Genomic DNA, 14228 nt, shown 5'->3' on the forward strand with positions numbered 1-14228 from the left:
CGGCCTGGCCGGCGGTACGCGCATGGCGCGAGGTGGTCCGTCGCAAGCCACGGAAGGTCACCAGATTCCACGGGAGCAGCCGTTCACCCCGTGCGCCTCGCTGTCGAGCACACCGAACAGGGCGACAGCCATTCCGTTTCTACCCTCTCAACCGGGACCCGAACCGGGAAGCCGACACTACGGACCTCGACCGGAACCTCATACGGCGCCGAGCACGGCGCGTCCGGGGCGGAGCGGCACGGCAGCCGGCCGCCAGCGAGAGCGGTGAGCGCGGGATCCGTGGCGACCACGCAGGCCGCCTCCTGTCACATACCAGCTTGCAAGCGTATGCCGCTAGCGCAACTACATACTGCCCGCAGGCTCCGTCCCCGCGGCGCTGGCACCACGGCCGTCGATCCCGCCGTCGCCCCATACCGAGGCGACCCTCCCGCCCGCTCAGGGCAAGGTCCTGTCCGATCCCCCGTTGGCCTCGGTGACAACAAGCCTGCCTTGGTGACGCCTACCGCGCTTCGGCACAAGGACGAGCCCTCCCCGGCCCCTCCCCCGCCACCGCACGCCCTGCGCGGCGCCGCGCACGAGTTCGGCCTCACCGCGCTGCTGCTCCTCCTCGTCGTCACCGCCCCCCCCGCGTCGGGTACGCCGGTCCCGCGCCCGCACCGGAAGACGCGCGCGGCCCCGCCGAGGCTCCGTCCGGTCCGGACGGGGCCTCGGCGGGGCCGCTCCTTCGGCCGGTCAGGCGGCCGTCAGGGACAGCTGGTCGGCGACGACCCTCCCGTCGTGCAGGACCGTGCGGTCGGTGCCGCGGTCCATGACCGCGCTGGTCGGGGTCTCGCCGTCGACCAGCAGGAGGTCGGCGCGGTCGCCGGCCGCGAGGCCGGGCCGGTCGGTGATCCCCTTCAGGCGGGGCACCTCGTGGCTCATGATCGAGGCCCCGCCGAGGGTCGCGACCGCCAGGGACATCTCGATCAGGTCGTCGCGCCGGAAGTTGTTGGTGAAGGCCAGCTGCCAGGTGCGGTCGAGCATGTCGCAGTTGCCGTAGGGGCTCCAGTAGTCGCGTTGGCCGTCCTCGCCGAGGCCGATCCGCACCCCCGCCTCCACCAGGTCCGCCGGCGACAGGTGCCCGCGGCCGGACGGCGCCACGGTGGCCATGGCGATGTCGAGTTCGGCGAACTCGTCGATGAGGCGGCGGCTGACGGACTCGCCGACCGAGCCGAGCTCGTAGGCGTGCGACATCGTGACCTTGCCCTGCATGCCGAGGGTCCGGGTGCGTTCGATGACCAGGTCGGTGGAGAACACGCCCAGATGACCGGGCTCGTGCAGATGGATGTCGACCTCGACCTGGTACTTCTCGGCCAGGCCGAACACGATGTCCAGATGCCGCCGGGGGTCGCGGTCCAGGGAGCAGGGGTCGATGCCGCCCATGACCTCCGCGCCCGCCTTCAGCGAGGCCTCCAGGTAGTCGACGGTGCCCTCCTCACGCAGGATGCCGGCCTGCGGGAAGGTCATGATCTGGACGTCGGCCCGGTCCGCGAACTTCTCCTTCGCGGCCACCACGGCCTCGAACTTCTCCAGCTTGCAGTCCACGTCGACCTGCGCGTACGAGCGCACCCGGGTCGTCCCGCGGGCGATCATCCGCTCCAGCGTCCCGGCGACGCGCTCGGGGAGCGGCACCTCGGCCGAACGCCAGTTCTCCCGGTCGTTCATCGTCATCGCCCAGACGCCCGGGCCGCCGCTGTGCGGCCTGAACGGCAGGCCGATCCTGGTCGAGTCGAGGTGGACGTGCACATCGCTGAACGACGGCAGCAGCAACCTGCCGCGGCCCTCGACCACCTCCCCCGCCGGCTCGGCCGCGGGGTCGTGCGGGCGGATCGCGGCGATGCGCGAGCCGGAGATCTCCACGTCGCTGGGCTCGCCGCCCCAAGGGCGGGCGTTGCGGATCAGCACGGTAGTCGTCACCTTCCTGTTGTCAGCTTGCGGTGGTGTGGTGGCAGGCGACGGCGCCGCTCGGCACGCTGTCGGCGCACAGGCGCCCGCGTTCCGGGTCGAGGCGCGGCCGCAGGTGGCAGCGCGAGCGGAACACGCAGCCGGAGGGGGGGTCGGTGGGGCTGGGCAGGTCGCCGGTCAGGCGGATGCGCCCGCTGCGGTCCGCGGCCGGGTCCGCGTGCGGCACCGCCGACAACAGCGCCTGGGTGTAGGGGTGCCGCGGAGCGTCGAACACCTCGCGGGTGTCGCCGTGCTCCATGATCCGGCCCAGGTACATCACCGCCACCTGGTGGGCGAAGTGCTTGACCACGGACAGGTCGTGGGCGATGAACACGTAGGCCACGCCGGTGTCGCGCTGGATGTCCTCCAGGAGGTTGATCACCTGGGCCTGCACCGAGACGTCCAGCGCGGAGACCGGTTCGTCGCAGATGATCAGCCGCGGCCCCAGGGCGAGGGCCCGGGCGATGCCCACCCGCTGCTTCTGGCCGCCGGAGAACTCGTGCGGGAAGCGGTTGTAGTGGTCGGGGCGCAGGCCGACCCGGTCCATCAGGTCCCGTACCGCGGCCTTGACGCCGCCGCGCGGGGTGATCCGCTGGGCCAGCAGCGGGGCGGCGATCGCGCTGCCCACGGACTGGCGCGGATTGAGCGAGGAGGACGGGTTCTGGAAGACCATCTGCACCTGCCGCCGGTACTCCTGGAGCTCGGAGCGGCGCAGTTCGGAGATCTCCCGGCCGTCCAGCCGGATGCTGCCGGAGGTGGGTTCCAGCAGCCGCATCAGCATGCGTCCGGTGGTGGACTTGCCGCAGCCCGACTCCCCCACCAGGCCGAGGGTCCGGCCGGCGTCGACCGAGAAGCTGACGCGGTCCACGGCCTTGACGCCGGCGCCGGGGCGGAGGAGGCCGGAGCGGACCGGGAAGTGCTTCGTCAGGTCGGTCACCTTGAGCAACGGCGTCATCGGACCACCTCTCGGGCCGGTTGCGGGTGGGTCAGGTGGCAGCGCGACGGGTGCGCCCCGGGGCCGGCCAGGTCCGGCCGGCGGGTGCGGCAGGCGCCGTCGGGCACCAGGCCGGTGTGCGGGCACCGGTCGGCGAACAGGCAGCCCCCGGGCAGGGCCAGCAGCGAGGGCGGGAAGCCCGGGATCGGGCGGAGCCGCTCGCCGGCGCCCGTCAGCGACGGCATCGAGGCCAACAGGCCCTGGGTGTACGGGTGCCGGGGCGCCCTGAACAGGTCGGCGACGGTGGCGCGCTCGACGCAGAGCCCGCCGTACATCACCACGACCTGGTGGCACACCTCGGCGACCACACCGAGGTCGTGGGTCACCAGGATCACCGCCGTCCCGGTCTCGGCCTGCAGTTCGCCGAGCAGGTCGAGGATCTGCGCCTGCACGGTCACGTCCAGCGCGGTCGTGGGCTCGTCGGCGATCAGCAGCTCGGGTTCGCAGACCAGGGCCATGGCGATCATCGCGCGCTGGCGCATGCCGCCGGAGAACTCGTGCGGGTAGGCGTGGTAGCGCTTGCGGGGGTCGGGGATGCCGACCCGGCCCAGCATGTCGACGGCGACGGCCGCCGCGGCCTTCCTCGTCACGGTGTTGTGCACCCGGTAGGCCTCGGCGATCTGCACGCCGACCGGATAGAAGGGGTGCATCGCGGACAGCGGGTCCTGGAAGATCATCGCGATCTTCTTGCCCCGGTAGGCCCGCATCCGCGCCTCGCTCAGCGCGTTGAGGTCCTGCCCGTCGAGCAGGATCTGCCCGGTGACGGCGGCGGAGGTGTCCTTGAGCAGGCCCATGAGTGCCTGGCTCGTGACGGTCTTGCCGGAGCCGGATTCACCGACGATGCCGACGGTCTCCCCGCGCGACAGCGTCAGGTCCATGCCGTTGACCGCGTGGACGAGGCCGTCGTCGGTCGGGAAGGTCACCCGCAGATCGCGGATGTCCAGCAGGGGCGCGGTGGGTGGTGTGGTCATCAGACAGCCTTCACTCGCGGGTCGATGACCGCGTAGACGGCGTCGACCACCACATTGGAGACGATGATGAAGAACGCGGCCACCATCGTGATGGCCATGATCACCGGCAGGTCGCCCGACTGTGCGGCGTGCACCGCGGTGAACCCGACCCCGGGGACGGAGAAGATCTGCTCGGTGAGGACGGCGCCGCCGAGGAGCAGGCCGATGTCGAGTCCGAGCATGGTGACGACGGGGGTGAGGCCGGCCCGCGCGCCGTGGCGCAGGACGATGCCCAGCCGCGCGAGGCCCTTGGCCCGCGCCGTGCGCATGAAGTCCTCGCCGAAGGTCTCCAGCATGCTGCTCCGGGTGACGCGGATGTACTGGGCGCTGAACAGCACCGCCAGCGCCACCCAGGGCAGCAGGTAGTTGAGGAACCAGGCCCCCGGGCCGGCGGCGCCGAACGGCGAGGTGATGGCGTTGGTGGTGAACGGCAGCACGTGCAGGGTGCTGACGAAGACCAGCAGCAGCAACAGGCCCGTCACCGGGATGGGCAGGGACACGCCGACCGAGGCGGCGCCCACGATCAGCTTGTCGGTGAACCGGCCCTTGCGCAGCGCGGCCAGCAGGCCGAGGCCCACACCGGCCACGGTCCACAGCACGATCGCGCCGCCCGCCACGGACAGGGTGTAGGGCAGGGCCCGCGCGAGGACGGCCGTGACGTTCTCGTTGGTCTGGAACGACTTGCCGAGGCACGGCCACTCGCAGAGGGTCCGGGTGCCGGGGGCCCCGATCATCCGGTCGTGCAGCAGGCCGGACAGGTAGTCGGCGTACTGGGTGAGGAACGGCTTGTCCATCCCCAGGGCGACCCGGGCCTCGGCCACCCGGGCCGGGGTGCACTCCTGGCCGCAGGCCGCCGCGGCCGGGTCGGCGGGACCGAGCTGGAACAGGCTGAACGTCACGAAGCTGATGACGAGCAGCAGGGCGATCATCGCGGCGGAGCGCCGCAGCAGGAATCCGGTCATGGGTGTGGCCTGTTGGCTCGCAGGGAACTCACCGTGGTACCTCTCGGGTGCGGCGGGGGCGGGTGGTCGCGTCGGGCGAGGGGGGCGTCAGTGCTCGACCCCGACGGTCGACAGGTCGATGCCGCCGAAGAAGTAGCCCACCTGCGCACCGCGGATCTTCGAGCCGACGACGCTGTTGGTGTAGGTGCGCACGAGCGGGACCAGCGGGTAGTCCTGCATGGCGCGGTCGAACAGGGTCGCCCACTTCCTGCCCAGCTCCTCGCTGGTGCCGTTGGTGCCCCGCAGCTCGTACATGGCCCGGGAGACCTCCGGGTTGTAGTAGCGCGGGATGTTGGAGAAGCCGTAGGTCGTGCCGTCCACGCTCGGGCCGAGGTTCGGGTCGATCGTGGTACGGACCGAGCCGCTGTCGGCGCCGCCGCACCAGCCGCTGCGGGCGATGTCGGGCATCTGCTCACCGGCGAGGGTCGTGAAGTAGTTGGCCGCCGGGATGGGGCGCAGCTCCAGGTCGATGCCGATCTGCTTGAGGTTCTGCTGGAGCGTCGTGCCGATGTTCTTGTAGCGGGGGCTGCTGTCGGCGTAGCCGTACACCAGCTTCTTCGGGAAGGTCCTGCCCTCCAGCAGCTTCTTGGCCTCCTCCGGCTTCGGCTTGCCGGACGGGTCCAGGTCGGTGTGCTGCTCGACGTAGCCGCGCTGTGCGGGGTTGATGTACGACTGGGCGAGCGCGCCGAACCGGCTGCCGCCGTACTGCAGGTGCATGGCGCTGCGGTCGATGGACAGCGCGATGGCCTTGCGGACCTGCGGGTCCGTGATCGTCGTGGTGTTGAGGTCCAGGACGTCGGTGCAGCCGAGGAGGCCGGACGCGGTGCGCTTCTTCACCTCGGGCGTGTTGAGCTGCGCGGCGTCGGACACCTGGAGCCCGCCGTTGCTGTCCAGGGTGAGGGCCGTCGGATCGGAGTCGGCGATGAGCTGCTGGCTGATGGTGGCCTGGGCGGTGGAGAGGGTGAAGGTGAACGTGTCCGGCAGGGCCGGCCGGTTGGGGTCGGTGGCCGCGTCCCACTGCTCGTTGCGGACCAGGTGCAGCGACCGGCCGCGCTGGTACGACTTGATCTTGTACGGGCCGGAGGAGACGGGGTGGTTGGTGTAGTCGAGCTTGGTGTCCGCGCCCTTGGGCACCGGCGCCGTGTTGGAGCGGGAGACCAGCGCCGGGAACTCGGCGAAGGGCTGCTTGAGGTGGAAGACCACCGTGCGGTCGTCCGGGGTGTCGATGCCCTTGAACTCGGCGCCGCTGTAAGGGCCCTTGTAGGTGTCGTCGGCGAGCGCGGAGTTGAGCTCCTGCGGCGCCTGGGTGTAGACGTCACGGGCGTAGGTGCGTTCGACGCCGTACTTGATGTCCTTGCTGGTGATCGGGGTGCCGTCCTCGAACTTCAGCCCCTCTCTCAGGGTGTACGTCCAGGTCAGGCCGTCCTCGGAGTGCGTGCCGAGGTCGGTGGCGAGGTCCGGCACGATCGTGGGCGGCGCTCCCGCCGCCTCCTTGGCCATGGTCAGCGTGCGGTAGTACAGCTGGCCGACGTTGGCGGTCTGCACGTAGTTGCTGTTGCCGGGGTCCAGCGTCTGGAAGTCCGTGGACATCAGGACGTTGACGTTGCCGCCCTTGGTGTCGAAGCCCTTGCCGACGTGCACGGGGTCGAAGGTGCCGGCCGCCGCGCCGGTGGCGCCGGAACCGGGGGCGGGCTTGCTGCCGCTGCAGGCGGTCAGGACCGTCGCGGTGGCCAGGGTCAGGGCAATCGCGGCTGCGATACGTCGCTGCACTTGCGTCTCCTCGGGGAGGGTGGGGGTGGGAGGGACGTCGAACGCTTCGAGGGGGGACCGAAGCGGAGGGAAGGGGGGTCAGTGGCGGGAGGACTTGGGGTCCAGCGCGTCACGGACGGCGTCGCCGAGCAGGTTGAAGGCCAGCACCGTGATCACGAGTGCGCCCGCCGGGACGGCCAGGAACCAGGGGTCGGACAGGTACCAGTTGCCGGCCTGGGCCGCGTTGAGGATCTGTCCCCAGGACGGGGTCGGGTCCTTGACGCCGACGCCCAGGAAGGACAGGGCCGCTTCCGCGGTGATGTTGGTGGGGATCAGCATGGTCGCGTAGACCAGCACGACACCCATCACGTTCGGGATGATCTGCCGGAAGATGATGCTGCGCCGGGACGCACCGTAGGCGCGGGCGGCCTCCACGAACTCCTGCTCGCGGAGGGACAGCACCTGTCCCCGCACCACGCGGGCCAGATAGGCCCAGCCGAAGAAGCCCAGGATGATCACCAGGGAGGCGACCGGCAGCAGGCTTCCGGAGTCCAGCGCGGTGCCGCCCAGGCGGGACTGCAGGATCGGGGTCAGCGACAGGACGAGCAGCAGGTGCGGGAAGGCCAGGAACAGGTCCATCACGCGGCTGATCACCATGTCGACCTTGCCGCCGAAGTACCCGGCGGCGGCACCGATCACGGTGCCGAGGAACACCGACACCAGGGTGGACAGCAGCGCGATGACCAGCGAGATCCGGGCGCCGTGGGCCATCCGCGCGAAGAGGTCGCGGCCCAGGCCCGGTTCGAGGCCCAGCCAGTGGTCCGGGGACGGGAACCGGTAGTACGGCAGCGGCAGGCCCGGGGTGTCGACCTCGTCGAGGTAGTCGGGCCCGGTCAGGGAGGTGTACGGGTCCTGGCCCTCCAGGGAGGTCAGCAGGGGAGCCAGGATCGCGAACAGCATGATCAGGGCCACGACGGCCAGCGCGCCCACGGCGACGCGGCTGCGACGGATGCGCAGCCAGGCGGTACCGAGGAGGGTGCGCGCGCCGGCCGGCTCCGCGGAGGGTCCGGCGGCTGTCGGGGCGGGCGGTGGGGAGAGCGTGGCCACCTGCTCGGCGGTGGGCGCCGACGCGGCGGCGGGGGGCGTCCGGCTCGGCGGCTCATGGGGGTCCAACACGTCGGTCCTCCGGCGCTCTGGAGTGGGGGGTGACCCGGACGGTATACCGAGCGGGTGTCCGGACGGTATACCGAAATCAGGATTCGCCACCAGACCCGACAGCGACCAAAAAGTTCCGCCGCGCACCTGGCGCGGCCCACAGGACGCCTCCCCGACCGAAGATGACCGCGCTCACCTGCGGATACGCTGGCCGGTGACGCGCTCTCGGGCCGGCCGAGGACACCTCGCACCCCAGGTCTCGATCGTGTCGCGGCAGCCGACGTCTTCCGCATTTGGTATGCCAGCCCTTAGGTTGTCCGCATTCCGACCGGCCTCAGGAGGTCCTATGCGCACGCGTTGGCGCGCCCGTCACGTACTCGCCCACCAGAACGGCGGCCACGCGCTGCTGCGCGACGGGGAGGTGGTGTGGGAGGACGACGTCATCGTCCACGTCGGCCGGCACTACGACGGCCCGGTCGACGTCGATCTGGACCTCGGCGACTCGCTCGTGATGCCCGGCCTGATCGACCTGGACGCCCTCACGGACATCGACCACCTCGTCCTCGACTCCTGGCACGGCCCCGCCGTGGGCGGGGGGCTGCAGTGGTCCCAGGACTACTTCGACCACCGCCGCCACGATGTCCTCACCCCCGACGAGCGGCGCACCGTCCGCGAGTTCGCCCTGGCGCAGCTGGCCCTGCACGGCATCACCACCTACATGCCGATCGCCTCCGAGGTGCACAGCTCCTGGGCCGAGCCGTACGAGGAACTCGTGGCGATGGCCGAGACCTCGCGCCGCATCGGGCTGCGCGGCTACCTCGGGCCCGCCTACCGCTCCGGCGTCAACGTGGCACTGCCGGACGGCGGCCGGGGCGTGGCCTTCGACGAGGCACGCGGCCGCTCCGGCCTGCGCGACGCCGTCCGCTTCCTCGACCACCTCGACCGGCTCGCCGACCCGCTGCTGACCGGCGTCCTGCTGCCGTGCCGCATCGAGACCCTGACCGCGGAACTGCTCCGCGAGACGGCGGAGATCGCCGGACGCCGTGACGTCCTCGTGCGGCTGCACGCCCTGCAGGGCACCGTGGAACGCGAGCTGGTCCAGCGCCTGCACGGCATGACGCCCATCGAACTCATCGAGCGGACCGGCCTGTTCGACACCCGGCTGCTCATCCCCCACACCATGGTCATCGACCGCCACCCGGACGTGTACGGCGAGGACCGCGGCGACCTGCACCGGCTGGCCCGGGCCGGCGTGTCCGTCGTGCACTGCCCGCTGACCTCGCTGCGGTACGGCTCCGTCCTGCATTCCTTCGGCGCGTACCGGGCCGCCGGCGTGAACCTCTGCCTCGGCACCGACTCCTTCCCGCCCGACCTGATCCGCGGGATGGACACCGGCGTGCACCTCGCGAAGCTCGTCGACGGGCGGTTCGACGCCGCCCCCGCCGAGCACTACGTCGAGGCCGCGACCCTCGGCGGCGCCCGCGCGCTGGGCCGCGCCGACCTGGGACGGCTCGAACCCGGCGCCCAGGCCGACCTCGTCGCCTTCGACGTGGCGGACATCCGCGACGGCGTCCAGGACGACCCCGTGCGCACCTTCCTGCTCAGCGGCACCGCCCGGCAGGCGACCCACTCCGTCGTCGCGGGCCGGCCGGTGCTCGTGGACCGCGCGCTGCCCGGCCTCGACCTCCCGGCCCTCAAGCGGGAGGCCCAGCGCCTCTTCGATAGGATGCGGGCGGCCTACAGCGAACGCGACATCCTGCGCCGGAACGCCGACACCCTCTTCCCCCCCACCTTCCCCGACTTCCGGATCCAGGCATGACCGAAGAACCCGCCCCCTCGACCCATGTGGACCGCGCCGAGGCGTTCATCCGCGCCGGGATCCACGCGGGCGACTACCCGCAGGGAAGCCGGCTGCGCGAGCGCGAGCTCTCCGAGGCCTTCGGCGTCTCCCGCATCCCGGTGCGCGAGGCGCTCGTGCGGCTCGCCGCGGAGGGCCTGGTCGTCACCGAGCCGCGGCGCGGCGCCACCGTGCGCCGGCTCACCCTCCGGGACGTCGACGAGCTGTTCGACCTGCGGCTGAGCCTGGAGGTGTTCGCCGCGGGCCGCGCCACCGAGCGCTGCGCCCAGGGATACCGGCATCCCGGGCTGCAGCAGGTCATGGACCGGGCCGAGGACGCGACACGGCGCAACGACGCCGCCGACATCGCCGCCGCGAACACCGCCTTCCACGCCGAGATCATCACCATGACCGGCAATCGGCTGCTGCAGGCCTCCCTCCAGCCCTCGCTCGGCCTCATGCACTGGCTGTTCCGCCTCACCTCCACCGAGGCGGGCCCGCGTCTGCACTGCGCGGAACACCGGGAGATCTGCCGCGTCATCTACTCCGGCCGGCCCAAACTCGCCGAAGCACTCGCCTACGCCCACATCGACGTACGCCGCGAACCGGTGCTCCAGGCGCTCGCGGAGGTGCTCCCGCCCGCCTGAGAAGGCGCGGGGCCATCGGGTGATCACTCGTTCCCGAGGTCGTCGGCGGGGCGGCGGGCCGCTTCGGTCCCGAGGGGGCCGCGCGGTCCGATCTCCTCGCCGGCGAGGCGGGCGGCCGTGCGGGCCAGGTGGGTCGAGCGGGTCGAGCAGGTCGAGCGGGTCGAGCGGGTCGAGCGGGTCGAGCGGGTCGAGTATCATGGCAGGTGATCGATCATTGCTCATCCGGTGAGCGAAGGAGAGTCGAGTTGCCGGCACCCACGAGCCCCACGAGCCCCCCAGGCCTCCCGCTGGAGCGGGCCCCCCTGCACGAACACGTGCGCGCCTTCATCCTCGAAGGCCTGGTGGCCGGCCGCTGGGAACCCGGGGACCGCATCGTCGAGCGCCGGGTCGCGGTGGAACTGGGCACCAGCCAGGCTCCGGTCCGCGAGGCCCTGCGCGAGCTGGAGGCCATGGAGCTCGTGACCTCCAGCCCCAACAAGGGCGCCCGCGTCCAGGAGCTCACCGTGGATCAGCTGCGGGACGTGTACGTCGTGCGCGCCGCCCTGGAGCGCCGTGCCGTCATGCTGGCCGCCCCCCGGCTGGCCGGGAACACCGCCGTCCTGGAGGAGCACCTGCTCGCGATGCGCCGCGCGGCCGTCGAGGGGGACGCCGACGGCCAGGCCCTGCACGGCGTGGCCTTCCACCGCGCCATCGTCCACGCCTGCGGGAATCCGGTGCTCATCCGGCACTGGGACGGCCTGGGCGTGGAGGTGTGGACCCGCCTCTCGCTGCGGTGGCTGCGCACGGAGCTGCACGACAACGCGGAGGACCACGAGGAGATCGCCGAGGGCCTGCTGCGCGGCGACACCCACCTGGGGCGCCTGATGGAACGGCACGTCATGGACTACGCGCGCGAGCCGAGGAGCACCTGACGCCGGCGGCCCCTGCCCGGCGGAACCCGTTTCCCCACCCCACCCCACCCCCCACCCCCGGCCCCCGGCCGCCCGGGGAGGGGCCGCTCCTTGCGGCTGTAATATTTGATCGATCATTGAGCATTTCCGGGCCAGCAGTAGTCCCACCGAGCCGACCGCCAGGGGCGCCACCCGCTTCCGGTCGGCCCGCACCACGGAAGGGCACACCCATGTCCGCGCACCACCAGCTCGACCAGCTGCCCGAACCCGACCCGCAGGAGGTCGCCGAATGGCTCGCCTCGGTGGACGGCGCGGTCGGCGCCGTCGGGCCGCAGCGCACCGCGCGACTGCTGCGACGGGTCGTCGACCACGCACGCCGCGCCGGCGTTCCACTGCCGCCACCGTCCGTCACCCCGTACATCAACACCATTCCGACCGCCGCCGAACCCGCCTACCCCGGCGACGAGGCGATAGAAGCGCGGATCACGGCGTGGAACCGGTGGAACGCCGCCGTCATGGTCACCCGCGGCAACGAACGCGGCGGCCTGGGCGGGCACATGGCCACCTACGCCTCGGCCGCCTGGCTCTACGAGGTCGGCTTCCAGCACTTCTTCCAGGGCAAGGAGGGGGACGGCAGCGGCGACCAGCTCTACGTCCAGGGCCACGCCTCGCCCGGTGTCTACGCCCGCGCCTTCCTCGAAGGGCGGCTGAACGAAGCCGAGTTGGACCGCTTCCGGATGGAGGCGGGCGGCGGCGGACTGCCCTCCTACCCGCACCCGCGGCGGCTGCCCTGGCTGTGGGAGTTCCCGACCGTGTCCATGGGACTCGGCCCGCTCTCGGCGATCTACCAGGCCCGCTTCAACCGCTACCTGCACCACCGCGGGATCAAGGACACCGGCCGAAGCCACGTGTGGGCGTTCCTGGGCGACGGCGAGATGGACGAGCCGGAGGCCACGGCGGCCCTCTCGCTGGCCGCGCGCGAGGAGCTCGACAACCTCACCTTCGTCGTCAACTGCAACCTGCAGCGCCTCGACGGCCCGGTCCGCGGCAACTTCAAGATCATGCAGGAACTGGAGGCCCAGTTCCGCGCGGCGGGCTGGAACGTCGTCAAGGTGCCCTGGGGCGTGGAGTGGGACGGCCTGCTCGCCGCCGACGCCGACGGCCTGCTGCTCGACGCCCTGGAGACCCTGCCCGACGGGCAGTTGCAGACCTTCGCCGCCCGCGACGGCGCCTACATCCGCGAGCGCCTGTTCACCGGGGCGCTCGCCGGGCTCGCCCGCCCCTACGGCGACGAGGACCTCGCCCGGATCGTCGGCACCTCGCGCGGCGGACACGAACCGCGCAAGATCCACGCCGCCTACCGGGCCGCGCTCGACCACCACGGGGCGCCCACCGTCGTCATGGTCCAGACGGTCAAGGGCTGGACGCTCGGCCCCGGCTTCGAGTCGCGCAACGCCAACCACCAGATGAAGAAGCTGTCCGGCAAGGAGTTCCGCGTCATGCGCGACCTCCTCGGCCTGCCCATCCCCGACGCCCGGCTGGGTGACGGCCTGGTCCCGTACGCCCATCCGGGCGCCGATTCCGAGGAGGTCGCCTACCTCCAGGAGCGCCGGCGGGCGCTCGGCGGCCCGGCCCCGGCCCGCCGGGTCGTCGCCCGGCCGCTCCCCGCCCCCTCGGACCGGCCGTTCGCCGCCCTCGCCAAGGGCTCGGGCACCCAGCCGATCGCCACCACCATGGCCTTCGTCCGCCTGGTCAAGGACCTGATGCGGGAGCAGGGCACGGGCCCGCGCTGGGTACCCGTCGTCCCGGACGAGGCCCGCACCTTCGGCATGGAGTCGCTCTTCCCGTCCGCCGGCATCTACTCCCCCAAGGGCCAGACGTACGAGCCCGTCGACCGGGACCAGCTCCTGTACTACAAGGAGTCCACCGACGGCCAGATCCTCAACGAGGGCATCACGGAGGCCGGTTCGCTCGCCTCCTTCACCGCCGCCGCGACCTCGTACGCGACGCACGGCGAGCCGATGATCCCCTTCTACATCTTCTACTCGATGTTCGGCTGGCAGCGCACGGCCGATCAGTTCTGGGCGCTCGCCGACCAGTTGGGCCGCGGTTTCGTGGTGGGCGCCACCGCGGGACGCACCACCATGACCGGCGAGGGCCTCCAGCACGCCGACGGCCACTCGCACCTCATCGCCTCCACCAACCCGGCCTGCCTGCCCTACGATCCCGCCTTCGCCTACGAGGTCGGCGTGATCGTCCGCGAGGGGCTGCGGCGGATGCACGGCGAGAGCCCCGAGGACGTCTTCTACTACCTCACCGTCTACAACGAGACCCGGGTCCAGCCGCCGATGCCGCAGGCCGAGGGCGTCGAGGAGGGCATCCTGCGCGGCCTCTACCGCTACCGGCCCGCCGCCGCGGCCGCCGCAGACGTTCCGCGCCTGCAACTCCTCGCCTCCGGCACGGCGATCCACTGGATCCTGCGGGCCCAGGAACTGCTCGCCACCGACTGGAACGTCGCCGCCGACGTGTGGTCCGCCCCCTCCTGGACCCTGCTGCGCCGGGACGCCATGGAGGCCGAGGCCCGGGGCCGCACTCCGTACGTCACCGAGGCGCTGGCCGGTGCCCCGGGGCCGGTCGTCGCGGTGTCCGACTGGATGCGCGCCGTTCCGGACCAGATCGCCCCCTGGGTGCCGCAGCAGTGGACCTCGCTGGGCACCGACGGCTTCGGCCTCTCCGACAACCGGGACAACGCCCGCCGGCACTTCGGCGTCGACCCCGGGTCCATCGTCGTGCACGCCCTGCGCACGCTCGCCGCCCGCGGCGACGTCGAGCCGGATGTGCCCGAACTGGCCGCCCGGCGCTACGGCCTGACGGGAGGGAGCTGAGCTTCCCGGCCCGGGCGCCGGGCCGGCCGCGGTTCGGCCCCGGTCGGCCCGGGCCCGACGCGGGCACCCGGTGCGGC

General features: G+C 72.1%; 10 protein-coding genes. 4 read left to right on the plus strand and 6 right to left on the minus strand.

Features of this window, described 5'->3' with window-relative positions; all coding sequences use genetic code 11:
• Positions 1–732: 732 nt before the first annotated feature.
• The 6 genes from ACF1AK_RS29600 to ACF1AK_RS29625 form a co-directional block, all read right to left on the minus strand.
• The gene (locus ACF1AK_RS29600; protein ID WP_391501967.1) at positions 733–1944 is read right to left on the minus strand and encodes an amidohydrolase family protein; all 1212 of its coding nucleotides are present in this window, start codon (positions 1942–1944) and stop codon (positions 733–735) included.
• A gap of 22 nt (positions 1945–1966) precedes the next feature.
• Entirely contained in the window at positions 1967–2938 is a 972-nt protein-coding gene (locus ACF1AK_RS29605; protein WP_391501902.1) for an ABC transporter ATP-binding protein, read from the minus strand.
• Complete coding sequence (locus tag ACF1AK_RS29610; RefSeq protein ID WP_391501903.1) at positions 2935–3948, minus strand: ABC transporter ATP-binding protein; 1014 nt, start codon at positions 3946–3948, stop codon at positions 2935–2937. The genes ACF1AK_RS29605 and ACF1AK_RS29610 overlap by 4 nt, the downstream gene beginning before the upstream one ends.
• Entirely contained in the window at positions 3948–4949 is a 1002-nt protein-coding gene (locus ACF1AK_RS29615) for an ABC transporter permease (RefSeq protein ID WP_391501904.1), read from the minus strand. Before ACF1AK_RS29615 ends, ACF1AK_RS29610 begins: the two co-directional genes overlap by 1 nt.
• A gap of 87 nt (positions 4950–5036) precedes the next feature.
• On the minus strand, positions 5037–6758 hold the full coding sequence (locus tag ACF1AK_RS29620) for an ABC transporter substrate-binding protein (RefSeq protein WP_391501905.1): 1722 nt from the start codon (positions 6756–6758) through the stop codon (positions 5037–5039).
• Between the two features lie 78 nt (positions 6759–6836).
• Entirely contained in the window at positions 6837–7844 is a 1008-nt protein-coding gene (locus ACF1AK_RS29625; RefSeq protein WP_391501968.1) for an ABC transporter permease, read from the minus strand.
• Between the two features lie 394 nt (positions 7845–8238).
• Between ACF1AK_RS29625 and ACF1AK_RS29630 the strand changes: the two genes are divergently transcribed.
• The 4 genes from ACF1AK_RS29630 to aceE all read left to right on the plus strand — a co-directional run bounded on the left by ACF1AK_RS29630 (position 8239) and on the right by aceE (position 14151).
• On the plus strand, positions 8239–9711 hold the full coding sequence (locus tag ACF1AK_RS29630; RefSeq protein WP_391501906.1) for a chlorohydrolase family protein: 1473 nt from the start codon (positions 8239–8241) through the stop codon (positions 9709–9711).
• Positions 9708–10376 (plus strand): GntR family transcriptional regulator, encoded by a 669-nt coding sequence (locus ACF1AK_RS29635; RefSeq protein WP_391501907.1) that lies wholly within the window; start codon positions 9708–9710, stop codon positions 10374–10376. The genes ACF1AK_RS29630 and ACF1AK_RS29635 overlap by 4 nt, the downstream gene beginning before the upstream one ends.
• Positions 10377–10621: 245 nt before the next feature.
• Entirely contained in the window at positions 10622–11287 is a 666-nt protein-coding gene (locus ACF1AK_RS29640) for a GntR family transcriptional regulator (RefSeq protein WP_391501908.1), read from the plus strand.
• A gap of 209 nt (positions 11288–11496) precedes the next feature.
• Positions 11497–14151 (plus strand): pyruvate dehydrogenase (acetyl-transferring), homodimeric type, encoded by a 2655-nt coding sequence (gene aceE, locus ACF1AK_RS29645; RefSeq protein ID WP_391501909.1) that lies wholly within the window; start codon positions 11497–11499, stop codon positions 14149–14151.
• Positions 14152–14228: the final 77 nt, after the last annotated feature.

Origin of the sequence: Kitasatospora sp. NPDC015120 (assembly GCF_043080305.1) — a bacterium.
GTDB lineage: Bacteria > Actinomycetota > Actinomycetes > Streptomycetales > Streptomycetaceae > Kitasatospora.